Below are 23224 nucleotides of genomic sequence, written 5' to 3' on the forward strand. Positions count from 1 at the left end.
CTCTCCTGTCGGACTAAATAGAAAACGGTGTATACACCGAATCCACTGATCGCCAGGAGGCAAACGAAGAAGAGTAGCACACGATGTCGCATTCCGAGTATCCTTCGAAACGGATGATTACGCTAAACTAGGTACCTGTGAAGGTCTCAACCCCAGCAGGTGCCTCCACAGTAGGCCCATCTCCAGGGGAAGGAAACATCCCACTTGGGCGTCTCCCCTTGAGGCGACGTGACCGAAATAGCCGAGGAGGTGGTCTTGGCGGTGTCGCCGATCAGATAGACGCCTTTAGTCCATCTGCTTCTAAACGTACCAGGGCCGGGGACGGTCGTCCCACCCTTATAGATGGTCGCCTTGCCGCACTCGGTGTGACTGAAGGGAGCGGTGATGCCCAGGAACTCGAGCTCGATGCCGATCGTGCTGCAGTCGGTGGTGTCCTTGCTGGATCTCGGGTGCCAGTCCAGCCACTTGGCCTGGACGGGAGCGCCGGGACGAGGGACGCTGCCTACTTCGCAGTAATCGAGGCCCATATCGCTGGCCTCGCTCGTACACGTGCCCCAGAGACGGAGTCCCCAGTAGTTGTAGGTCGAGTTCCCGTCGTTCTTCTGCACGCTAACCTGGTGACAGGTGTCGAACCAGGTATCCGCGCCCGACTGGCGGGCGTAGCAGGAAGGGACGTACCAGTAGACATAGGTACTGGCAGCAGCGACCGATGCTCCGGCCTTTGCAGCCTGCTGTTCTTCCGCCGCGAACTTTCCGGTTGCCGAGTTAGCTACGGTTCTTGAGGCCTTGGCGGACGAGGTTGATGCGGCGGTAAGGCGTGTGAACAGCTTCGTCGAGTCCTACGGTTTTCGTTCCGCTGATCTCGGGGGAGAACGACGGCCTTAGCATCGACCCTCCCTCGGCGACAGTCGTCTTGGTGGCCCTTGTCAACACTGAAGAGAAGTTCGCGCGGCGTTCCGAGGGAACCTGACACCGACCGGAACCAGCGTACGTCTGCGAAATCACGTACATATGGCAAGTAAGTCTTCGATAAGCCGTGAGCCTGCCCCGCTTGGATGGGCGGCCTAGTACTCCAGTGACACTTCGCGATCTTCGCGGTTTAGGTGGCATGAGAACGGCCACCACGTGATCATTCGGAGTTTGTGAAGACATCTGAAGATCGCGTAGTGGCCGTGGCCGAGAGCGTAGCCGCTCATGAAGTCACGCAACTCGTCGGCCTCCCGGACCGCGCGCGAGAGCAGGTGCTGCTGTCCCCAGGCGTGCTTCTCGCCGACGTATTCGGCCAACTGCCAGCCGTTCTTACGCGAGACCGGTCCCAGCAGCCCCCGCACGCAGGCCGCCGCCCGCCGTCTTAGATCCGCCCTCGGGAAGACCCGGCCCATCTCCAACAGCAGGTTGTCCAGCTGGTCCGACCACTCCTCGGCCCATTCCAGGTCAGTGGCGACCGGACCGACCTCCAACACGGGGGCTCGCATGCCGCAACCCTCGCTCCAGTTCTTTTCCCCTAGAACTACAGCGAGGGTGAGAATCTACGACTGAAGGGTCTGCGTGGGGAGCGGGCCGAACAGCCAGTTGCCGTGGGACTCCGCGTCCGGGCTGCGGAAGAACTGCTCGTTGGCCATGTGCAGCTCCTGCCGGCTCAGTGAGCCGTTGCCGTCCAGGTCGAGACGCTCGAACGCGGCGGCGGCGTTCGCCTCCGACATGCGGAAGGCGCTCGCGACCATCCGCAGGTACTCGGTCCGGGTGATCCTCCCGTCTCCGTCCGTGTCCATGAGGTCGTAGAAGGCGTCGGCGACCGGTGCGACGTGGGTGTGGTAGCCCGCCTCGGGCTGAGTCACGAACCGGTAGAACCCGGCCATGAACTCCCTCAGCTCCACGCGCTCGTCCCCGTCGGCGTCCATGGGCAGGGTGACCTCGTCCCACAGCCGCGCGTACCGGTCCCGGACCCGCTGCGACTGCGTGGAGCCCGGCGCGAACCCGAAGGCGTTGACCAGCCGGTCGGCCGAGGCGGCGTAGTCCATCTTGTCGATGGTCCCGTCGTCGTCCACGTCCAGAAGCGTGAACAGATGGGTCAGCTTGCGCTGCTGCAGGTCGTTGAGCATGGACCCCTCCCTAGTTCCTTTACCGTGAGCGACCGTGACTTTACCTTCCGCGACCACTTGTGGGAAGGTGCCGTGGTGCGGATTCACGTGATCGACGGGGCCAACGGCTTCGTGGCCTCTCATCTCATCGGCACACTGCTGGCCCAGGGCGACGAGGTGATCGCCCTCGCCCGCGCCTCCGCGGAGGTGGTGCGCCGCCGGGTCGCGGACGCGCTGCGCTGCCTCGGCCTCGACGAGTCCCCGGCGGGACGCCTCCGGGTGCGCGGGCTGGCGCTGGACGAGCCGGACCTCGGTCTTCCGGTCGCCGAGGTGTTCGCGGAGCCCTGCACCTACTGGCATGTCGCCGCGCTCGTCACCTTCTTCCCCCACCGCGAGGAGGAACTCCTGGACGTGAACGTGACGGGATCGGCGAACACGCTGTCCGCCTACGAGCGGCACGCCCGGCCCGGCTCGCGTTACATCCTCGTCGGGACGGCCTATCAGTGCGGGCTCGACACCGAGGGCCCCGTGCCCGAGGACTGGCCGTCGCACGATCCGCCGGACCGGTTCCGCAACTTCTACGAATACTCCAAACGGCAGGCGGAGATCGCGCTGGCACGGTCGCGGTCCGTCCGCGAGGGCACCGCCCTGGTGGCCCGGCTGGGTGTGATGGTCGGGCACTCCCGCACGGGACGGGCGCTGACCGATTACGGCCTGTACGACTTCCTCCGCGTGATCGCCTTCTTCGCCCGGCGCACGCCCGGGGAGCGGGTCCGCATCCCCTGCCATCCGGACGCCAACCTCCACCTGACCCCCGTCGACACCACGGTCTCCCGGCTGGTCGCGCTCGCCGCCGCGGACCGGGTGCGTCCGGTCTCCCACGTGGTGAACGGAGCCACCGTGCCGGTGCGCGACCTGTTCGACGTGATCAACGCCCACCTGCCGATCGAACTGGTTCCCGCCACGCTCGAAGAGATCCGCGACAGGCCGTTCAGCCGGTTCGAGGCGGTGGTCAACATGCGGGCCAAGTACACCGCGGTCTACTTCCGGCACCACTACGAATTCGCGTGGCGGGACGCGGCGGCCCCGCCCGCCGTCACCCGCTCGACCCTCGACCGGCTGATCTCCTGGTACGTACGAGAGGGACTGCCCGAATGACCGACTTCGTCGCACACATCCGGGCCCGCCTCGCCGACGATCGGGAGTTCGTCTTCGTGCGGGACGACGGCAGCCCGGTCCGGCTTCCCTTCACCGAGCTGGACAGGCGGGCGCGCGCCACCGCCGTGTGGCTCGCCGGACGCGGCCTGACCGACAAGCCGGTGCTGCTGCTCTACCCGGCCGGGCTCGACTTCACCGTCGCGTTCCTCGGCTGTCTCTACGCCCGGGTGCCGGCCATCCCCGCTCCCCTGCCGGACACGGGCACGGCGCACGCGAGCCGCGTACGGACACTGATGCGGGACGCGGGCGCGCGGCTGGTCCTGACCGATTCCGGGCACGTGTCCGAGCTGTCCGCCTTTTCGGCCTGTGTGGCCGATCACGCCGCAGCCGATCCGGACGCCTGGACCCCGCCGGCAATGACCGGCGCCACCATCGCCTATCTGCAGTACACCTCCGGCTCCACGAGCGACCCGCGCGGAGTCGAGGTCTCGCACGGCAACCTGCTGCACAACCTGGAGCTCTTCCGGTTGCTCGCCCGGGACAGGCCGGTCCGGCGGCTGGCCGGGTGGCTGCCCCACTATCACGACATGGGCCTGGTCGGCCTCCAGTTGCAGGCCCTCTACACGGGCGCCGACCTGGTGTTCATGTCACCGGCCTCATTCGTCGCGCGGCCGGTGCGCTGGCTGGAGCTGATCAGCCGGTACGGCGCCGACTGGACCGTGTCGCCGGACTTCGGATACGCCTGGTGCACGCGCAGGGTCACCGACGAGCAACTCGCCGGCCTGGACCTGTCCTCACTGACCATGGCCGTCAGCGGAGCCGAACCGATCCGCGCCGGCACGCTCGCCGAGTTCGAGCGGCGGTTCGCTCCCGCCGGCTTCCGCCCGACCGCCTGGAATCCCGGCTACGGCCTGGCCGAGTGCACCTTGATGGTCACCTGCGTGCCCCAGGGGGAGGGCGTGACCGTGCGGCGGTTCGACCCTTCCGCGCTGGAACGGCATCGGGCGGTCCCGGCGCCCGAGGGGACTCCCTTGGTCGCGTGCGGCCCGGTCTCCGGGCTCGACCTGCGGATCGTCGAACCGGACGGCTCGCGCTCCCTCGCCGGCGGCGAGATCGGGGAGATCTGGGTCTCGGGCCCCAGCGTCGCCCTCGGCTACCGGGGCCGCCCGGCGGAGACCCGAGCGACCTTCCGGGCCGGCGATTCCGCACAGCACGGGCGCTGGCTGCGCACCGGGGATCTGGGGTTCCTGCTCGACGGCCAGCTCTACGTGACGGGGCGGATCAAGGATGTGATCATCGTCAACGGCCGCAACCTCTATCCGCAGGACCTGGAGGAGGCGGCCGCGCGGGCCAATCCGGCCGCGGGGCGTAGCGCCGCGTTCGGCGTCCGCCGCGCGGACGGCGGGGAGCACGTCGTTGTGGTCCAGGAGATGCGGCGGGGACAGCCGGGAGACCTCGGCGAGACGGCCGACCGGGTCATGGACCAGGTGACGCGGGAGTTCGGCATCCCGATGAGCCTGATGCTGGTGGCCCGTGGCGCGGTGCGGCAGACCACCAGCGGCAAGCTTCGCCGCCGCCACATGCGGGAGCTGTTCCTCAGCGGAACCCTCACCCCGCTGCACGCCGAGCTGGAACCCGCGCTCAACGACCTGCTGGAGACCGTCGCATGAACACCGCCAACGGGCCCCACGACGACCTGCGCCGATGGCTGATCGAGCGGGTGGCCGTCTATGTCGGGCGGCCACCCGCGGAGATCGACCCGTCGGTCAAGCTCCGCTCCTACGGCCTGGACTCGATCCACGCGCTCAGTCTGTGCGTCGACGTGGAGGAGGCCGTCGGCCTGCTGGTCGAGCCGACCCTGGCCTGGGATCACCCCACGATCGACGACATCACCGCCCACCTGGCCGGCCTCCTGGCGCGCGACCGGACCGGACAAGGACCATCGGACATGGATGACAAGGGACTCTTGTGACGCAAATGTTCATCTTGGTGCGCTGACTGTTTGGCCGGAACCCGGCATACTCCTCTCGTGCATCGCCGTTTCGCGTTCCTCGACCATCCCGGACCGCTCGCCTTCGCGCATCGAGGCGGGGCTGCGGAGGCGCGCGAGAACACCATGGCCGCCTTCTCCCGGGCGGTCGAGCTCGGTTACACCTATCTGGAGACCGACGCGCACGCGACCGCCGACGGCGTCCTGCTCGCGTTCCACGACCACACTCTCGACCGCGTCACCGACCGCACCGGCCGCATCTCACGGCTGCCCTACCGCGAGGTGCGCAGCGCCAGGATCGGCGGCCGGCACGAGATCCCGCTGATGGAGGACCTGCTCGGCGCCTGGCCGGACGTGCGGCTCAACATCGACGTCAAGGAGAGCGCCGCCATCGCGCCGCTGGCCCGGGCGATCCGCCGCACCCGCGCCTACGACCGCGTGTGCCTGACCTCCTTCTCCGACGCGCGGCTCGCCCGCGCCCGGCGCGCGATCGACCGGGAGGTCTGCTTCTCGCTCGGCCCGCGCGGCCTGGCCGCCCTGCGCACGGCCGCGATGGGAGGCGGGTACGGCAGGCTGCTGTCCGGGCTGGCCCGGTCGGGAGTGCCATGCGCGCAGGCGCCGATCGGGTTCCGTGGCCTGCGGGTGACCACCCGCGCCCTCGTGCGGACCGCGCACGCGATCGGCATGCAGGTGCACGTGTGGACGGTGAACGACCCCGTGACGATGGCGCATCTGCTCGATCTTGGCGTCGACGGGATCATGACGGACAACATCAGCGGCCTGCGCGACGTGCTCAAGTCACGCGGGCAGTGGCACCCCCGCCCGGCCGAGCCGTGACTCCGGACCGTCACGCCCGGCCGGGAACGCCCCACCGAAGCCGCTGAGCCTCTGTCCCCGCCGAACCCCCTGCGAGCCCCGGGCCCCCGGCGACGCTCCACCCCCGTGAGGAGAGACCATGACCGCTCCCCAGGTCGTTCAGGAGGAGATCCCCGGCGCCCGGCGACGCGAGCAACGCGGCTGGTACTGGTACGACTGGGCGGACTCGGCGTTCCAGACGACCGTCCTGACCGTCTTCCTCGGGCCGTACCTGACCTCGGTCGCCACGACGGCGGCGGGCGGCGAGGACGGCTTCGTGTCGTTCCTGGGCCTCGACCTGCGGCCGAAGGCGTACTTCACGGCACTGGTGACGATCTCGGTGCTGCTGCAGATCGTGATCATGCCGATCGTCGGCGCCCTGGCCGACCACACCGGCCGCAAGAAGCAGATCCTGGGGGCCTTCGCCTATGTGGGCGCGGCGGCCACGCTCGGCTTCTACCTCGTCTCCGGCGGCGGCTACCTGCTCGGCGGCGTGCTGTTCCTGGTCGCCAACGTGACCTTCGGCTCGGCGCGCGTGGTCTACGACTCCTTCCTGCCGCAGATCTCCGGCGCGGAGGAACGCGACGCGATCTCCAGCAGGGGCTGGGGCTTCGGCTACCTCGGCGGCGGCCTGCTGCTCGCGCTCAACCTGGTGCTCTACCTGTCCGGCGCGGTCGAGGAGGGCCTGGCGGTCCGCGTGAGCCTGGCGTCGGCCGGCCTGTGGTGGGGCGCGTTCACCCTGATCCCGATGCTGCGCCTGCGCAACCGGCGGGTGCCAGTCCACGAGGCGACCGCCGCCAGGGTCGCGGCCGGCAGCGTCCGCCAGCTCGGCCGGACCCTCATGGACCTGCGGCGCTATCCCCGCACGCTGCTGTTCCTCGCGGCCTACCTGATCTACAACGACGGCGTGCAGACGGTGATCGGGTTCTCCGCGACGTACGCCGACCAGGAGCTGGAGCTGAGCCAGACGCACCAGATCGGGGCGATCCTCATGGTGCAGTTCATCGCCGTCGGCGGCGCGCTCGGCCTCGCGTGGATCGCGGCCAGGATCGGGACCAAGCGCACGGTCCTGGCCAGCCTGGTCGTGTGGACGGTGGTGGTGGCGGTTGCCTACTTCCTGCAGAAGGGCGCGGCGGTCCAGTTCTACGCGATCGCCTTCGCCATCGCGATCGTCATGGGCGGCACGCAGGCGCTGTCGCGCTCGCTGTACTCTTTGGTGATCCCACCCGGGCGGGAGGCGGAGTATTTCAGCCTCTACCAGATCAGCGACAAGGGCTCGGCGTTCCTCGGCTCGCTGGTGCTCACGCTGGCGCTCCAGCTCACCGACAGCTACCGCACCGCGATCGTCTCGCTGATCGTGTTCTTCGTCATCGGGTTCGTGCTGCTCACCGTTGTCAACCTGCCTCAGGCCATCCGTGAGGCGGGGAACGAGGTGCCCGACCACATCTGAGACCAGTGGGACGGAAAAAGCGCGATTGGATCAGGTCTCGGCTGGGAATCCACACACGGTATCAGGCGTTGTACGCGGTGGCGAACGAACCCCTCGAAGGCGGGGACCTCAGGAGGCTTAAAGACATGGGCGAGCGTGCACTTCGCGGTACCCGGCTCGGCGCGACCAGCTACGAGAACGACCGCAACACCGATCTGGCCCCGCGCCAGGAGGTGTCCTACACGTGTCCCAAGGGCCATCTCACCACCGTCCCGCTCGCCGTCGAGGCCGAGATTCCCACGACCTGGGAGTGCCGTCACTGCGGCAGCCCGGCGTTGCGGGTGGACGCGGAGCAGCCCCAGCAGAAGAAGGCGAAGCCCCCGCGGACCCACTGGGACATGCTGCTGGAGCGTCGCTCGATCGAGGACCTCGAAGAGGTGCTGAACGAGCGCCTCGCCATTCTGCGCGAGCAGCGGCGCAGGAGCGCGTAGGACGTCGGCAACGCCCCCGGCGGCCGGAGGAAATTCCGGCCGCCGGGGGCGTTCCGCGTGTCCGGACTGATCTTCCGGACTGTTCGATCCGGAAGACTGCTCGATCCGGGCTGCTCAGCCCGGCGGCGCCGGCACGCGTACGACGACCATGGGGCACGTCGCGTGCTGGAGCATGGCCTGGCAGACCGATCCGAAGACCAGGCCGCGGAACTCGCCGGCCCCCTGGGAGCCGATGACGAGCAGGTCGGCGTTCGCGGACGCCTGCCCCAGCATGTCCACGGGGTGACCCCGGACGACCTCCTCGACGATCTTGACGTCGGGATAGCGCTCGCGCCGCCCGGCGAGTGCCTCCCTGACCATCCGCACCTCGGCCTTCTCGTCGTCGAAGTCGTCGGGGAGCGGCGCCAGGCCGCCGCCCCCATCCAGGGAGCTGTAGGCGTGCACCACGCGCAGGGCCGTCCCGCGCAGCGCCGCCTCGGCGAAGGCGAAGTCGAGCACCTTGGCGCAGGCGGGCGATCCGTCGATGCCCACCACGATCTCCGGGCGCGGCGCCGAGGGCACCTCCCGCACGACGACCACGTCGCACGGGGCGTGACCGGCCACGCCGTAGGCCACCGAGCCGAGCAGCAGGCCGCGGAAGCCGCCGAGCCCGTGGTTGCCGACCACCAGGAGATCGGCGTCCACCGCCGCCTCGACGAGCGCCGGGCGCGGGTCGCCGGCCAGGATCGCGGTGTCGACCGGCACACGGGGGGCCTGCGCTTGGACCCGCTCGGTGGCGGCGCCGAGCACGGCCGCGGCGCCGTCGCGCATCCACGCCGCGACCTTCGTGTACGCACCCTGCTGCGCGGTCGAGCACGCCCAGGCGGGGATGGCGTTGGCGATGCGCAGGGGGACGCCGCGCAGGCCGGCCTCCCTGGCCGCCCAGCAGGCGGCCTCCATGCCGGCGTCCGAGCCGTCGACACCCACGACGATCATGAGGCCCTCCTTCTCCGGTCCTTCCATCAGACCGCTCCCCCACCGGGGCGTGCGAGCGCCGAAGGTCCCACCGGAGCGGGACCTCCGGCCCCGGGTCACATCACGCCGGCCCGCTCCGGGGATTCGGCGGCGCCGGTGGTGAGGTGGTGGCGCAGGCGCTCGCCCTCGACGTCGAGGTCGGGCAGTGCCCGGCCCAGGGCGCGGGGCAGCCACCAGGCGGCGCGGCCGAGCATGGACATCACGGCGGGGACGAGGGTCATGCGGACCACGAAGGCGTCGACGAGCACGCCGACGGCCAGCGCGAAGCCCATCGACTTGATGATCGGGTCGTTCATGAACACGAACCCGCCGAACACGGCCGTCATGATCAGCGCCGCGGCGGTGACGACCCGCGCGTTGTGCCCCATGCCGTTGATCGTCGCCTGGCGGGGAGCGTCACCGCGCACGTAGTCCTCGCGCATCCGCGAGACCAGGAACACCTCGTAGTCCATGGCCAGGCCGAACAGGATGCCGATGAGCAGGATCGGCAGGAAGCTCACCAGCGGGCCCGGCACGTCCACGCCCAGCAGATCGGCCAGGTGGCCCTCCTGGAAGATCGCCACGGTGATGCCGAAGGTCGAGCCGACGGTGAGCAGGAAGCCCAGCGCCGCCTTGACCGGGACCAGGAGCGAGCGGAAGACGAGCATGAGCAGCAGCACCGACAGGCCGACCACCAACAGCAGGTACACCGGCATGGCGTCGGCGAGCTTGTCGGACACGTCGATGCCCACGGCCGTCGCGCCGGTGACGGCGATCTCAGCGCCGCCGATCCTGGCGACCTTGGCGCGGATGGCGTGGACGGCGTCCTCGGTCGCCGCGGCGGTGGGCCCGGCCTTGGGGATGATGGTCAGCAGCGCGGTGGTGCCCGCGGCGTTGGGCTGCGGCGGGGCCACGGCCAGCACGCCGGGGGTCTGCTGGATCAGCTTGGCGGCCTCGCCGGCGGCGGCGGTCGTGGCCGCCGCGTCCGCCGCCGAGACCACGGCGATCAGGCGGGCGTTGAAGCCCTCGCCGAACCCTTCACTGGTCAGGTCGTACGCCTCGCGGGCCGGGGTGCCGGGGGCGGCGGTGCCGGCGTCGGGCAGGGCCAGCCGCAGATTCTGCGCCGGCAGCGTGAGCGCGCCGAGGGCGAGGACCCCGGCCACCAGGATCGGCACGCGCAGCCGGGTGACGACCCGTCCCCAGGTGTACCCGAAGCCACGGCCGCCCGCGTCCGCGTTCTCGCCGGTGCGCTGCTTGCGGGGCAGCACCCGGGCTCCGGCGTACGACAGGAAGGCGGGCAGCAGCGTGAGGGCCACCAGCACGGCGACGGCCACGGTGCCGGCGGCGGCCAGGCCCATCACGCTCAGGAACGGGATGCCCACCACCGACAGGCCGGCGAGCGCGATGACCACGGTGGCCCCGGCGAACACGACCGCCGATCCCGCGGTGCCGACCGCACGGCCCGCGGCCTCCTCCGGCGTCACGCCCTCGGCCAGGAACTGGCGATAGCGGGAGGTGATGAACAGCGAGTAGTCGATGCCGACGGCCAGGCCCAGCATCAGTGCCAGCACCGGCGTGACGGAGGTCAGCTCGGCGACGCCGCTGAGCGCGAACAGGCCGCCCATGCCGGCCCCCACGCCGATCAGCGCGTTCAGCAGGGTCATGCCGGCGGCCACCAGCGAGCCGAAGGTGACGATCAGGACCACCGCGGCGATCACGACGCCGATCCCTTCCGACCCGCCGACCTCCGGCGCGCTGTTCAGGACCTCGCCGCCGTGCTCGACGCGCAGCCCCTTCGCCGAGGAGCCGGCCTTCAGGTACGCCGCGCGCTGGGCCTCGGTCACGTCCTGGGCCTTGCGGTCGAACTGCACCTGGACCAGGGCGTAGCGGCCGTCGGCCGAGACGGCGCCGGTCTTGAACGGGTCGAGGGCGGCGACGACGCCGGGGACGCCGGTGGCCTCCTTGACCACCGGCGCGACCGCGGCGGGGTCGAGCTTCCGGCCCTGCGGAGCGGCGACGACGATGGCGCCGGTGGCACCGCTGGCCTGCGGGAACTCCTTGGCCAGGGCGTCGAGCGCCCGCTGCGACTCGGTGCCGGGCATGGCGAACTTGTCGCCGGTCGGGCCGTGGAAGGCGGCGGCGGCCAGGCCCAGGACCACGAGAAGCAGCAGCCACACGGCGGCCACGCGCCCGCGTCTGCGGAAGGAGAACCGGCCCAGCCGGTACAGCAGGGTTGCCACAGCAGATCTCTTTCTTCGGGAGGTCAGTCGGTCTGCAGACCGAGCGTTCGCAACGCACCGCGGGTCAGCTCCGCGCGCAGCGTCTCCTCGGGGAGCGCGAGCTCCCCGGCGCTGGTCAGGATGATTCCCAGCATCGCCATCCAGGCCCATACGCGGGCCTGAGGAGCGGCCGAGCGGCCGGACAGGGCGGTCGTCAGCCGTTCGGTGATACCGTCCACGTCCGGCAGTTCCGGCCGGCAGATCAGCGCGTCGACGTCCTGCAGGAGGATCTTCACCTGCAGCCGGAAACGAAGGGACAGGTCGACGAGCCCGGCCACGGCGGCACGGGCCGCCTCCTCGCCGTCGAGCCCGGCGAGCCGCCCTTCCAGCGCCGCGAACTCCGGCCCGACGGGCGCCAGCAGCTCGGTCAAGATGGCGTCCTTGTTCGTGAAGTGGTAGAGCAAGGACGCCTTGGAGCAGCCCGCGTCCGTGGCGATGTCCTGCAGGGAGGTGCCGCGGAAGCCGTGCACGGCGAACAGCCGCAGGGCCGAGTCCAGGATGTCCGCGCGCATGGTGGTTGCGGAACGTGCCATGGAAGACACCTTAGCTGACCGATCGGCCAGCGTTTGACCGATCGGCCAGTGAGAACGCCCTATCAGCCGATTCCCCTTCCCTCGCGGGCACCAGGGCCGGCTGGTCGCCGGCTACGACCTGATCCGGTCGGTCCAGGGATGCGCCACCACCCGCTGATCGACTACGGCGACTTGGAGATTCCTCCAGCGCCGCCCGATGAGTTCCTCCTCACGGACGGGCCCCAGCACGGCCGCGACCGCAAACCACTGGCGGGCAAGTTCACCGCCCGCCGGATGCGAGGGTATGGCGCTGATCCAGGCCGGATTCGACACCACCGCGAACACGCCCCGGCACTGGGCACCTTCGCGCTGCCGCAGAACCCGGACCAGCTCGCCGCGCTGTGCACATAGCCCACGCTCATCGACCAGGTCGTCGAAGAGCGAGCCCGGCCGGCGAGCTCTGTGACCACGGCTCCCAGCCGGCCGGTGAGCCTGTCGGTGCGGCACCGGTAGCACCCCAGCCGCACCTGGGCAGGGCGCAGGCTCATTCCGAGTGCGGACCATGACCCGAACGAAGTCGTGCTCGTCCGCCACGTCCTCGATGACCAGGTCGGACAGCCCCGAGAACACGACGCCCAGATCGTTGGTGTTCAGCACGCCTCAGGCCGGCACGGCCCCTGAGTGCTTCGCCTGGCCAGTCGGGCTGCCGCGCTCGGGAACGTTTCGTGATCTCCCCCGCCCCTGGTTGCATCCCGAGGAAGAAAACGATAATCATTATCAAAACCAAAGGAGGCGATATGGCACATCTGTTGGTGATCGAGAGCTGGGTTGGGGCGATGAGCACACTGCTGCCCCGCGCCATCCGCGACGCGGGGCACAGGTTCACGTTCCTCACCCGTGACCTGCACCACTATCTGCGTACCGCGCCCAGCGCCCGATCGCATCCGCTACTGGCCGCCGACAACGTTCTGACCACCGAGACCAACGACCTCCCCGCGCTCCTGTCCCACGTGGAGCGATTACACGACGCGCTCGGCTTCGACGGAGTCCTGTCCTCATGCGACTACTACCTGCCGGCCGTGGCGGAAGTCGCAGCACACCTGGGCCTGCCCGGTCCGTCACCGGAGGCCGTACGGCGGGCCTGCCGCAAGGACCTCGCCCGCGCCGCCCTCGGGGACGCGGGGGTGCCGGGCCCGCGGTACGCGCTGGCCTCCTCCTGGGAACAGGCCGCGGAGGCCGCGAACGGTCTCGGTTACCCACTGGTGGTCAAGCCGGTCGACCTGTGTGCCGGCATGTACGTGCGGAAGGTGCGCGACCAGGCCGAGCTGCGCACGGCCTTCCTCGCTCTTGAGGAGTTCCCCGTGAACGCGCGAGGTCAGCGCCGGGTGCCGGTCGTGCTGCTGGAGGAGCTGCTCGCCGGGCCGGAGGTCAGTGTTGAGACGGTCAGCGTTGACGGTGACGTCCACGTGGTGGGGGTGACCGGCAAGAGCCTGACGGGGGAGCCGTGGTTCGTCGAGAGCGGCCACATGTTCCCCGCCGTCCTGGACGCCGACCTGGCAAGGCAGGCGAAGGAGGCCGCGGTGTCAGCGGTGCGGGCGCTGGGCCTGGACCGGGGCGTGGCCCATACGGAGCTACGGCTCACCCCGGACGGCCCGGCGCTGATCGAGGTCAACCCGCGCCCCGCCGGCAACCAGATCACCGAGCTGGTCCGCCGGGTCACGGGCGTCGACCTGCCGATGGTTCACGCCCGCCTGGCCGCCGGCCAGCAACCCGACCTGACTTTCGCCGACACTGGGGTGCGCAGCGCCGCCATCGCCTTCCTGCTGCCCGGACACGCCGGCCGGATCACCGCCGTCCACGGCACCGACGTGCTCGCCGCCGCCGCGGACGTCGTCGACTGGTCCGTCAAGCCGGGCGGGCACCGGGCGGGTGAGCCCACGAGCAACAACCACTACCTGGGTCACGTCATGGTGACCGACACCCTCGGCAGCGGCGCCGGAGCGCGGGCGCAGGAGCTGGTCTCGGCTCTGAAGGTCGAGTACGAGCGATGAACCTGACATCGATCATCAAACGGGCACTCGCCGGCGAACTGGGTCCCGATCCCGTGCGGGAGCGGGTCAGCACCGCCTTCACCACCCGGCAGGGCGTACGGCACGATTCCCGCAGGCGTGGCTATCGCAACCATGTGGTCAGCCTGCGGGTCGGCCGGGCCGTCGGCTCCTGCGCGGTCGAACCCGGCGAGGTCGCGGACGAGATCGTCGAGGAGTGCGCGGGCGTCGCCGTCGCCGACCTGCTCCTCCACCCGGTGCCGGCGGTCCGGGTGGCCACGCTCGACGCCTACCTGATGTCGGCCCGCGCCCACTGGGGGGAGCGGGTCACCGTGGCGGCCGGGACGTCGCTGGAAAAGTCCCTGGCCCGGGCGGCGGCCGTGGTGGACCTACTGCCCGCCGGGACGGAGCGGGTCCTTGTGGTGGGCGTGGTCAACTCGGTGCTGCATCGCCTGCGGGAACGGGGCGTCCGCTACGTTCCGTGCGATCTGAAGGGCGGCTACACCGAGTGGGGTGAGCCGGTGACCGCCGATGCCGCCCGTGCACTCGGCGCCTGCGACGCCGTGCTCGCCTCGGGGATGACCCTCGGCAACGGGAGCTTCGAGACCCTGCTGGAGCACGCCCGCGCGCATCGCAAGCCGCTGGTGATGTTCGCCCAGACGGGCAGCGCGATCCTGCCGCGCTTCCTGGGCTGGGGGGTGACGGCGGTGTCGGCGGAGCCGTACCCCTTCTTCTGGCTCGACGGCGGCGACACCGTCCTGTTCCGCTACCGGGAGCGGGCATGAACGAGCTGCTGTCCCTGGTCGGACGTACGCCCCTGGCCCGGATCACCGTCCCGCTCCCCCACCCGCACGGCGGGTTCTGGGCGAAGCTGGAAGGCTTCGGTGTCGGCGGGATGAAGGCCCGCGCCGCCGTCTCCATGCTCACCGCCGCCCGCGCCCGCGGCGAACTGCGCCCCGGCGCCCCCGTCGTGGAGTCCACCAGCGGGACGCTCGGGATCGGGTTGGCTTTGGCCGGACAGTGCCTCGGACATCCGGTGATTCTGGTGGTCGACGCCGAGCTCGAACCGGTGATGCGCACCCTGTTGCGCGCGTACGGCGTGCGTTTGGAAGTCGTGGACCGCCCGCACCCGCGAGGCGGTTGGCAGCAGGCCCGGCTGAACCGGCTGCACGATCTGCTGGAGCGGCTTCCGGGCGCGTACTGGCCCGACCAGTACAACAACCCCGACAACCCTGCGGGGTACGCCTCGCTGGCACGCGAGCTGGCCGAGCGGCTGACCCAAGCCGACGTGCTGGTGTGCAGCGTGGGCACCGGCGGTCACAGCGCTGGGGTGTTCCGCGGCCTGCGCCGTTACTGGCCGGGCCTGCGCCTGGTCGGAGTGGACACGGTGGGCTCGGCCGTCTTCGGCCAGCCGGCACGTCCCAGGCTGATGCGCGGGCTGGGCAGCAGCATCCACCCGCGCAACGTGGCCTACGACCTGTTCGACGAGGTGCACTGGCTGGGCCCGGTCGAGGCCGTCGACGCCTGCCGCAGGCTGGCACGAGGGTCGTTCGTCACCGGAGGGTGGAGCACCGGCGCGGTCGCCCGGGTCGCCGCGTGGACGGCGCGTCGGGAGGCCGGGGCCGTAGTGGTCGCGATCTTCCCGGACGGGCCGGACCGTTACCTCGGATCGATCTTCGATGACGAGTACTGCCGGGCCCGCGGTCTGCTGGGGCGGTCCGAGGACGGGCCTGTGGAGATCGCGCACCCCGGCGCCGTCGAGGTGTCCGGCTGGGCCCGCTGCCGAACGGTGGCCGACCCCCTGCTCGCGGAGGTCCCGGCGTGAGGCTTACCTGGACCGTGACGCCGCTGGCACTGCGTGAACCGCTGCGGATCTCCCGCTCGGTGATGGCCGGCCGGGACGCCGTCCAGCTCACCGTGGCCCATGAAGGGCTGCGGGGTCACGGGGAGGCGGTGACCAGCGTCTACCACCGGCTCGACGTCGAGCGGATCACGGGCCTGCTCCGGCGGCTGCGCCCGGCACTGGAGGAGCTGCCCGGCCCCGAAGCGGCGCTGGCAGCCGTCCCCGACTCTGTGGCCGAAGCCCCCGGTGTGCTCGCCGCGGTGGACGCGGCCCTGCACGACTTGGTGGGGAAGCGGTGCGGGCTGCCGGTTCACGCGCTCTTCGGTCATGGGTGGTCAGACACCGCGACCGCCTTCACCGTGGGCATCGGCCAGGATCCCGCTCCGGTTCTCGGTCGCGGCTTCCGGCTGCTCAAGATCAAGCTGGGCGGTGGGGACGACGTCGCGCGTGTCCGCGAGATCCGCCGTGCCGCGCCGGGAGCCCGACTGCTCTTGGACCCCAACGGGGCGTGGACGGCGGACGAGGCGGTGCGGATCCTCGATCGGGTCGCGCCGCTGGGGATCGAGGCCGTCGAACAGCCGGTCGCTCCCGGAGCCCCGGACGCCCTGGCCTGGGTGGCGGCGCGTTCGGCGATCCCCGTGATCGCCGACGAGGACGCGCGGACGCTGGAAGACGTGCGGAACCTGCCGGGCGCCGTGCACGGTGTCAACGTCAAGCTCGCCGAATGCGGTGGCCTGACGGCCGCGCGGCGGATCGTCGAGTTCGCCCGCGACCACGGTCTGCAGGTCATGCTGGGCTGCCAGGTGGCCAGCAGTCTGGGCATCGCGCCCGCCGTACACCTGGCGCGCTCGGCCCGCTGGGCCGACCTGGACGGGCACCTGCTGCTCGCCGAGGACCCGTGGACCGGCATCGGCGGGCACGACGGCGTGCTGCGGCTGAGCGGTGAGCCCGGGCTGGGGGTGCGCCCGGCGTGAGAGAGCTCTCCTGGCCCGTGCGGCTGTTGCTGGTCAACCAGTTCGGCGTCAACGTCGGCTTCTACCTGCTGGTTCCCTACTTGGCCGGTCACCTCACCGGAGACTTGGGCCTGTCCGCCGCGGTGACCGGCGTCATCCTCGGAGCGCGCAACCTCAGTCAGCAGGGCCTGTTCCTCATCGGCGGCTCAGCCGCCGACCGCCTCGGCGCGCGGCCGGTGATCATCTTGGGCTGCGCATTGCGCACCGCCGGGTTCGCCCTGTTCGCGTTCGGGGACGCGGTGCCGTTGCTGCTGTCGGCCGCCGTTCTCAGCGGGCTTGCCGGCGCACTGTTCAACCCGGCCGTCCGGGCGTACGTCGCCGTGGCGGCGTCCGACAAGGTCAGGGCGTTCGCGCTGTTCAACGTGTTCGCCCAGGCGGGAGCGCTTTGCGGGCCGGTGCTGGGCGGCGCACTGCTGCTGGTGGACTTCCGGGCCGCCGCGCTCGCCGCCGCGGCGGTCTTTGCGGTGCTGACCGTCGCGCAGGTACTCGCGCTACCCGCGAGACAGGTGCCGCGCAGCGGTTCCTCCGTGCTTCGCGACTGGCGGCGCTGCCTGAGCGACCGGCGTTTCCTCGCCTTCACCTTCGCCCTCAGCGGCATGTTCGCCTTGGAGAACCAGCTCTACCTGGTGCTTCCCCTGGCCGCGGAGCGGGCGACCGGTACGGCGGGCTCGGTGGCGCTGCTGTTCCTGGTCTCCACGGTGGTGAGCCTGCTCTTCCAGGTGCGGATCACCACGTGGCTGCGGGAGGCGACGAGCCGGGACCGGGCGATGGCGCTGGGCCTGGCCGTGATGGGAAGCGGGTTCCTCGCCCTCGCGCTGCTGCCCGGGATCGTCCCGGTCCTGGTGGCGGTGCTGGCGCTGGCCGTCGGCGTGATGATGGCGCAGCCGTTCGTGTACGAGCGAATCGGCCGATTCGGCGGCGAGTCCCTGTCCGGCACCTACTTCGGCGTGTTCTATCTCGCGTCCGGAGCGGTCGCCGCCGCAAGCACCGCGCTGGTCGGCTGGGCGGGCGCGGCCGGAGCCGCCGTGTGCGCGGTGATCGGCCTGGTCTGCGCGGCGGCTGTGCTCGTCCAGGAACGGCGGACGGCGGTGCCCACGTGAACTTCCTGACCGACAATCCCGCCCTGTACGAGGCGCAGTTTCCCGACCCGGACCACAGGGCGGCTCGTTTCGTGGACGACCAGGTGCGGCGATTCGACGGCGGGCGGAACCTCCTCGACGTCGGCTGCGGCACGGGCCGCGACGCCGGCCGCCTGGCCGTCCTCGGCTACGACGTCACCGGCATCGACGTGTCCGAGGCGATGCTGGCCTACGCGCGCGAACGCCACTCGCGGGCGACCTTCATCCACGCCGACATGCGCGACTTCGCGCTCGGCCGCCGCTTCGACGTGGTGACGTGCCTGGACAGCGCCATGCTGTACTGCCACACCAACGCCGACCTCGCCGCGTTTTTGCGTCGCTGCCGCGAGCACCTGCGTCCCGGCGGTCTGCTGATCGCCGAGATGCGCGGCGCCGCCCACTTTCTCACCCACCCGGTTCCGGTTCCGTTCACCCGCACGGTGACCCACGCCGGCGTCACCTACACCTCCCGCACCGAGCTGTGGATCGACCACAGCGCCCAGCTGTTGCGGCGGCGCCGCACGTGGAGCTGGCCCGGCGGCGGCCCGCTGGAGCAGCACTCGGCGTGGCGGCTGCTCTTCCCGCAGGAGCTCACCTACTTCCTGGCCGTCGCCGGGTTCGAGGTTCTCGACCTGTTCGACCAGCCAGGGCCACGGGCGGAGCCGCACGACGGCCCGCCTCTGTCCGCCGACCGGCTCCATGTCGTCGCCCGACTCGCGAAGGACCCCCACCATGCGTGACCATCTGAGCCGCCGCGGCTTCCTCGGCCTGACCGCCGGAGCCGCCCTGCTCGCCGGGTGCGGCACCGGCACGACCACCATCTCCTCCGGGGACGCCGGCGGCTCCGGCGGAAGACTGCGGGCCGTATTCGCCGGCGGCGGCGCCACCGAAGTGCTGGATCCGCACCTCGCCAACCTGTTCAACGAGGCCGCACGCGCCAAGGCCCTCTACGACAAACTCGCCGATCTCGGCCCGGACGTCTCCCCACAGCCGCGCCTAGCCGAGACGTGGGAGCCGAACGCGGACTTCACCGTCTGGCGGATCACCCTGCGGCAGGCGCGCTTCCACGACGGGCGGCCGGTGCGCGCCCAGGACGTCCTGGCCAGCTACGCCCGGATCACCGACCCCGGCGAGACCTTCCGCGCCAAGTCCAGCCTGGCGCTCATCGACCTGCCGAACAGCCGGGAGGCCGGGGAAGGGGCGATCGAGTTCCGGCTCAAGCGGCCGTTCGCCGAGTTTCCCAACGTCCTGGCCGCCTTCGGCGCCTACATCGTGCCCGAGGGCACTAGGGACTTCGCCAGGCCGGTGGGCTCGGGCCCGTTCTCCTTCGTGTCCTGGAGGCCGGGCAGCTCCGTGCTGCTCAAGCGCAACCCGGACTACTGGGACGGCGCGCCGTCCATCGAGGAGCTGGAGTTCCTCATCGCCAATGAGGAGTCCGCACGAATCAACGCGCTGCTGGGGGGGCAGGTCGAGTACGCGCACGACCTCAGCCCGGCCTCCGCGCGCCAGTACGAGGGACGTGTCACGGTCGTCCGCGCCCCCAACAGCGCGATGCAGGCGTTCGCCATGAAGGTGGACCGCCCCCCGTTCGACGACCGAAACCTGCGGGAGGCGCTGTTCCTGCTCGCCGACCGGCAGCAGTTGATCGACACCGTCCTGCCCGGTGCCGGACAGCTCGGCAACGATCTGTTCGGCAAGGGCTACCTGCACTACGCCGGCGGCATCCCCCAGCGCACCCCCGACCTCGACAGGGCCAAGGCGCTGATCAGGAAGGCCGGCGCGGAAGGGCTCACCGTCGAGCTGACCACTTCCGCCGCCGCGGCCGGCTTCGTCGAGGCGGCCACGGTCTTCGCCGGCCAGCTGCGCGCCGCCGGACTGAAGGCCGAGATCGTCAACGCGAGCAAGGACACCTACTGGTCGGACATCCTCACCAAGGGGTCCATCGTCAGCTTCCGTTCCGGGGCCATGCCGATCGAGACCCACATCGCGCAGCGGCTGCTGTCGACCTCGACGACCAACGCCACCAGATGGGCGCGGCCGGAGTTCGACGCGCTCTACGAGACGGCCGTCTCGGCGCGGAACCCCGCCGATCGGGAGGCCGCCTACCTGAAGATGCAGCAGACGCTCCACGCCGAGGGCGGCCTGCTGGTGTGGGGCTTCGCCGACTGGATCGTGGCGACCTCGCCGAAGGTCGGCGGAGTCCGGGCGGCGCCCGCCAACACCCTGGACTGGGCCCGGTTCGACAAGGTGAGCTTGGCGTGAACCTGACCCGCTATGTGGGGCGGCGGCTGGCCGTGGGCGTCCTGCAGGTCGCCGGAGTCGCCTGCCTGGTGTTCCTCATGGCGGAGGCGCTGCCGGGCAACGCCGCGGTGGTGCTGGCGGGCGACCAACCGGATCCGGCGCGGATCGAGCAGATCCGCGCCGGGCTCGGCCTGGACCGCCCTCTCACCGAACGCCTCGCCGCGTGGGCCGCCGCCGCCGTACGGGGCGACTTCGGCGCCTCACTCGTCTCCGGCCGACCGGTGAGCGAGATCATGCTGGACGCGCTCGGCCCCACCGCGGTGCTGGCCGGGATCACTCTGCTGCTCCTGGTCCCGCTGTCGATCCTGTTCGGGGTGGCCGCCGCGCTTCGCGAGGGGAGCTGGTCGGATCGGGCACTGACCGCGGCGAGCACGGCGCTCTACGCGGTCCCGGAGTTCGCGCTCGCCATCGTGCTGGTGGCGGTCTTCGGCGTCGCGCTGGCGTGGCTGCCGCCGACCGGGCTCGGCGGGCTCACCCCCGCCGCCCTGGTGCTGCCGGTGACGGTGCTGCTGGTGCGGCCCGTCTGCTCCACCGGGCGGCTGGTCCGCTCCGCGATGCTCGAGGCGCTGGCCACGCCGTACGTCGGGCATGCACGGCGCCTCGGACTCAACTGGCTCGCCCACGCGCTGCCCAATGCGCTCATCCCCGCCGTACAGCACCTGGCCCGCACCATCGACTGGCTGCTCGGCGGCGTCATCGTCGTGGAGGCCGTCTTCGTGGTCCCGGGGCTGGGCACCGTTCTGGCCGACGCGGTCGGCCGGCGCGACCTTCCCGTGCTCCAGGGACTCGCGCTCCTGTTCGCCGCCACGACCGTGTCGGTGAACCTGCTCGCCGACGTCGCGGCCTTCCGGCTGGCGCCCCGCGCATGAGGTTTCTCCTGCTCGCCGTGCCCCTGGCCGTCGCCCTCGCGGGCCCGTGGTCGGCTCCGGACGCGACGGTGCACGGCGCCTCCTTCAGGGACCTGGGCCTGCTCGGCACCGACTTCGCCGGACGCGACGTGTGGCACCAGGTACTCCTGGGCGGGCGATCCCTGGTGCTGACGGCCGGGTTCGCCACCGCCGGGGCCTACCTGCTGGGCACGGTGTGGGGTCTGATCGCGGCAAGAGCCCCCCGGATGGCCGACGAGATCCTGATGCGGCCGCTCGATGTGCTCCTGGCGGTGCCCTCCCTCCTGCTGCTCCTGGTGGTGGCGGCGCTGGCTCCCGACGGGGCGCTCGCCTGGATCGTCATGCTGGTCCACCTGCCCGACGTCGCCCGCCTGGTGCGCGCCTGCGCACTGGAGATCAGCGCCAGGCCTGCCGTGGAGGCCTTGCGGCTGCAGGGCGAGAGCCGGTGGCGGATCACCGCCGGATTCGTCGTGCCCTCCATGGCCCGGGTGCTCGCCACCGACGCGAACACCCGGCTGACCGGATCGCTGTACCTCGTCGCCGCCGCGAGCTTCCTCGGCGTGGGGGTGCCGCCGGACGCCGCCGATTGGGCGGTGATGGTCGACCGGAACCGGGGCGGGCTCTTCCTGAACCCGTGGGCGGTCCTCACCCCCGCACTACTGATCGTCATGCTCGCCGTCGGGCTGAACCTCACAGTGGACCGTGCTCAGAAGGCGGCATCGTGATCGAAGTGGACGGGCTGGTGGTCTCCGTCCGAGACCGGACCCTGGTGAACGGGGTCGGCTTCACCCTGCCCGCAGGGAAGACACTGGCCCTGGTCGGCGCGTCCGGCAGCGGCAAGACGACCACCGCACTCGCGCTGCTCGGGGAGCATCCCGCGGGCGCCCGTGTCACCGGCCGTATCACCGTCGCCGGGCATAAGGTCGCCCCGGGCAGGCCCCCGCCGCCCGGGACCGTCGCCTACATCCCCCAGCATCCCTCTGCGGTGCTCAACCCGGTGCTGCGCATCGGGACCGTGCTCCGGCAGATCGCGGCGCGGCACAGCGGCAGCGTCGGCGACGCCCTGCGCAGGGCACGGCTCCCCGGCGACCGCGACTTCCTGCGCCGTTTCCCTCACCAGTTGTCAGGGGGACAGCAGCAGCGGCTCGTCCTGGCACAGGCGCTGCTGGCCAACCCGTCCGTGATCGTCGCCGACGAACCCACCACCGGGCAGGACGCCATCGCCCGGGCCGAGGTCGCCGCCGAGCTGTCCAGTCTCGGCGTCGCCGTCGTCCTGCTCAGCCACGATCTCGACCTGGTGCGGGAGCTGGCCGACCAGGTCGTCGTGCTCCGGTACGGGCGGGTCGTGGAGTCCGGCCCCGCGGTGCTGGACGCCCCGCGCGACGCGTACGTCAGGGCACTGGTCACCGCGCAACCCCGCGCGGCACGGACCCGCATGGAACCACTCCCGCTCCTGGAAATCGCGGGTCTGAGCACGGAGGTCCTGCGCGATGTGACCATCGACGTCGCCCTCGGCGAGCGACTGGTCGTCGCCGGCCGCTCGGGCAGCGGGAAGACCACGCTCGCCCGCTGCGTCGCCGGTCTGCACCCCTGGATGTCCGGGAGCGTACGGCTGGCCGGCCGTCCGCTCCCGAGGTCCCCCCGCCGGCGCGGCCGCGCCGACTTCGCCCGCGTGCAGTACGTCTTTCAGGACGCCCGGGCCTCGTTCGTTCCCTGGCGTTCCATCGTCGACCAAGTCGCCAGGACCGCGGTGCGGCTGCGCGACCTGGCCGCCCCCGCCGCCCGTGCGGAAGCCCTCGCGACCCTGGCCTCACTCGGGCTGGACCACGACACCACGCGACGACGTCCCGGCGCGTTGTCCGGGGGCGAGCTCCAGCGCGCCGCCCTGGCCCGCGCCCTGCTCGCCCACCCCGACGTGCTGATCTGCGACGAGATCACCTCCGGCCTGGACCCCGTCACCCAGTCGGAGGTCCTCGACCTGCTCACCGGCCTCGGCCTGACCCTGATTGTCATCAGCCACGACCTTCCCGTGGCCGCGCGGATCGCCGACCGGGTCGCGGTCGTCCACGAAGGGCGCCTCGTCGAGCACGGTCCAGCCGATCGGGTGCTCCACCACCCGTCCCACCCCGTCACCCGCGCCCTCACCGGCATGACCGGCGGCTCCTCCCATGCCCGATGACAGCGAGGATGTCCTCGTAAATCGTGGGGAGGAAGACATGCAGAAGC

Annotated in this window: 21 protein-coding genes and 2 pseudogenes; 17 read left to right on the plus strand and 6 right to left on the minus strand. The window is 71.1% G+C overall.

Going from position 1 to position 23224, the window contains the following annotated elements; genetic code table 11:
• Positions 1-146: 146 nt before the first annotated feature.
• The 3 genes and pseudogenes from ACQPZZ_RS21945 to ACQPZZ_RS21955 all read right to left on the minus strand — a co-directional run bounded on the left by ACQPZZ_RS21945 (position 147) and on the right by ACQPZZ_RS21955 (position 2102).
• Positions 147-608: a hypothetical protein gene (locus ACQPZZ_RS21945; RefSeq protein WP_432921208.1), complete on the minus strand. Its 462-nt coding sequence runs from the start codon at positions 606-608 to the stop codon at positions 147-149.
• 570 nt (positions 609-1178) lie between these two features.
• A pseudogene (locus ACQPZZ_RS21950) lies at positions 1179-1475 on the minus strand (IS701 family transposase); the annotation flags it as partial.
• Positions 1476-1529: 54 nt separating this feature from the next.
• Positions 1530-2102 (minus strand): EF-hand domain-containing protein, encoded by a 573-nt coding sequence (locus tag ACQPZZ_RS21955; protein WP_432921211.1) that lies wholly within the window; start codon positions 2100-2102, stop codon positions 1530-1532.
• Between the two features lie 75 nt (positions 2103-2177).
• On the opposite strand from ACQPZZ_RS21955, the gene ACQPZZ_RS21960 reads away from it, so the two are divergent.
• The 6 genes from ACQPZZ_RS21960 to ACQPZZ_RS21985 all read left to right on the plus strand — a co-directional run bounded on the left by ACQPZZ_RS21960 (position 2178) and on the right by ACQPZZ_RS21985 (position 8004).
• A complete protein-coding gene (locus ACQPZZ_RS21960; protein WP_432921214.1) occupies positions 2178-3239 on the plus strand; it encodes an SDR family oxidoreductase in 1062 nt (353 codons plus the stop codon).
• Complete coding sequence (locus ACQPZZ_RS21965) at positions 3236-4909, plus strand: fatty acyl-AMP ligase (protein ID WP_432921217.1); 1674 nt, start codon at positions 3236-3238, stop codon at positions 4907-4909. Before ACQPZZ_RS21960 ends, ACQPZZ_RS21965 begins: the two co-directional genes overlap by 4 nt.
• On the plus strand, positions 4906-5211 hold the full coding sequence (locus ACQPZZ_RS21970) for an acyl carrier protein (protein ID WP_432921220.1): 306 nt from the start codon (positions 4906-4908) through the stop codon (positions 5209-5211). Before ACQPZZ_RS21965 ends, ACQPZZ_RS21970 begins: the two co-directional genes overlap by 4 nt.
• A gap of 57 nt (positions 5212-5268) precedes the next feature.
• Positions 5269-6066: a glycerophosphodiester phosphodiesterase gene (locus ACQPZZ_RS21975; protein ID WP_142574830.1), complete on the plus strand. Its 798-nt coding sequence runs from the start codon at positions 5269-5271 to the stop codon at positions 6064-6066.
• A 118-nt stretch (positions 6067-6184) separates the two neighbouring features.
• Positions 6185-7534 carry an MFS transporter gene (locus tag ACQPZZ_RS21980; protein WP_432921224.1) on the plus strand — a complete coding sequence of 450 codons (1350 nt, stop codon included), beginning with the start codon at positions 6185-6187 and terminating at the stop codon, positions 7532-7534.
• A gap of 125 nt (positions 7535-7659) precedes the next feature.
• A complete protein-coding gene (locus ACQPZZ_RS21985) occupies positions 7660-8004 on the plus strand; it encodes an RNA polymerase-binding protein RbpA (RefSeq protein WP_142574828.1) in 345 nt (114 codons plus the stop codon).
• 114 nt (positions 8005-8118) lie between these two features.
• Here the strand turns inward: ACQPZZ_RS21985 and ACQPZZ_RS21990 are convergent, their stop codons facing one another.
• The 3 genes from ACQPZZ_RS21990 to ACQPZZ_RS22000 form a co-directional block, all read right to left on the minus strand.
• On the minus strand, positions 8119-8979 hold the full coding sequence (locus ACQPZZ_RS21990; protein ID WP_432921228.1) for a universal stress protein: 861 nt from the start codon (positions 8977-8979) through the stop codon (positions 8119-8121).
• Positions 8980-9074: 95 nt separating this feature from the next.
• Positions 9075-11237 (minus strand): MMPL family transporter, encoded by a 2163-nt coding sequence (locus ACQPZZ_RS21995; protein WP_432921231.1) that lies wholly within the window; start codon positions 11235-11237, stop codon positions 9075-9077.
• A gap of 23 nt (positions 11238-11260) precedes the next feature.
• A complete protein-coding gene (locus tag ACQPZZ_RS22000) occupies positions 11261-11809 on the minus strand; it encodes a TetR/AcrR family transcriptional regulator (RefSeq protein ID WP_432921234.1) in 549 nt (182 codons plus the stop codon).
• 100 nt (positions 11810-11909) lie between these two features.
• On the opposite strand from ACQPZZ_RS22000, the pseudogene ACQPZZ_RS22005 reads away from it, so the two are divergent.
• From ACQPZZ_RS22005 to ACQPZZ_RS22055, 11 genes and pseudogenes are all read left to right on the plus strand, one after another.
• Positions 11910-12088: pseudogene (locus ACQPZZ_RS22005) on the plus strand (cytochrome P450); the annotation flags it as partial.
• 497 nt (positions 12089-12585) lie between these two features.
• Positions 12586-13839: an ATP-grasp domain-containing protein gene (locus tag ACQPZZ_RS22010; RefSeq protein WP_432921237.1), complete on the plus strand. Its 1254-nt coding sequence runs from the start codon at positions 12586-12588 to the stop codon at positions 13837-13839.
• Entirely contained in the window at positions 13836-14621 is a 786-nt protein-coding gene (locus tag ACQPZZ_RS22015; RefSeq protein ID WP_432921240.1) for a Rossmann-like domain-containing protein, read from the plus strand. The genes ACQPZZ_RS22010 and ACQPZZ_RS22015 overlap by 4 nt, the downstream gene beginning before the upstream one ends.
• Complete coding sequence (locus ACQPZZ_RS22020; RefSeq protein ID WP_432921243.1) at positions 14618-15661, plus strand: PLP-dependent cysteine synthase family protein; 1044 nt, start codon at positions 14618-14620, stop codon at positions 15659-15661. The genes ACQPZZ_RS22015 and ACQPZZ_RS22020 overlap by 4 nt, the downstream gene beginning before the upstream one ends.
• Complete coding sequence (locus ACQPZZ_RS22025) at positions 15658-16653, plus strand: dipeptide epimerase (protein WP_432921246.1); 996 nt, start codon at positions 15658-15660, stop codon at positions 16651-16653. The genes ACQPZZ_RS22020 and ACQPZZ_RS22025 overlap by 4 nt, the downstream gene beginning before the upstream one ends.
• A complete protein-coding gene (locus tag ACQPZZ_RS22030) occupies positions 16650-17792 on the plus strand; it encodes an MFS transporter (protein WP_432921249.1) in 1143 nt (380 codons plus the stop codon). The genes ACQPZZ_RS22025 and ACQPZZ_RS22030 overlap by 4 nt, the downstream gene beginning before the upstream one ends.
• Entirely contained in the window at positions 17789-18550 is a 762-nt protein-coding gene (locus ACQPZZ_RS22035) for a class I SAM-dependent methyltransferase (protein ID WP_432921252.1), read from the plus strand. The genes ACQPZZ_RS22030 and ACQPZZ_RS22035 overlap by 4 nt, the downstream gene beginning before the upstream one ends.
• Entirely contained in the window at positions 18543-20072 is a 1530-nt protein-coding gene (locus ACQPZZ_RS22040) for an ABC transporter substrate-binding protein (protein ID WP_432921255.1), read from the plus strand. Before ACQPZZ_RS22035 ends, ACQPZZ_RS22040 begins: the two co-directional genes overlap by 8 nt.
• Entirely contained in the window at positions 20069-20980 is a 912-nt protein-coding gene (locus tag ACQPZZ_RS22045; protein ID WP_432921258.1) for an ABC transporter permease, read from the plus strand. The genes ACQPZZ_RS22040 and ACQPZZ_RS22045 overlap by 4 nt, the downstream gene beginning before the upstream one ends.
• Positions 20977-21723 carry an ABC transporter permease gene (locus ACQPZZ_RS22050; protein ID WP_432921261.1) on the plus strand — a complete coding sequence of 249 codons (747 nt, stop codon included), beginning with the start codon at positions 20977-20979 and terminating at the stop codon, positions 21721-21723. Before ACQPZZ_RS22045 ends, ACQPZZ_RS22050 begins: the two co-directional genes overlap by 4 nt.
• The gene (locus tag ACQPZZ_RS22055; protein WP_432921264.1) at positions 21720-23177 is read left to right on the plus strand and encodes an ABC transporter ATP-binding protein; all 1458 of its coding nucleotides are present in this window, start codon (positions 21720-21722) and stop codon (positions 23175-23177) included. The genes ACQPZZ_RS22050 and ACQPZZ_RS22055 overlap by 4 nt, the downstream gene beginning before the upstream one ends.
• Positions 23178-23224: the final 47 nt, after the last annotated feature.

Source organism: Microbispora sp. CA-135349 (assembly GCF_050947365.1).
Taxonomy (GTDB): domain Bacteria; phylum Actinomycetota; class Actinomycetes; order Streptosporangiales; family Streptosporangiaceae; genus Microbispora.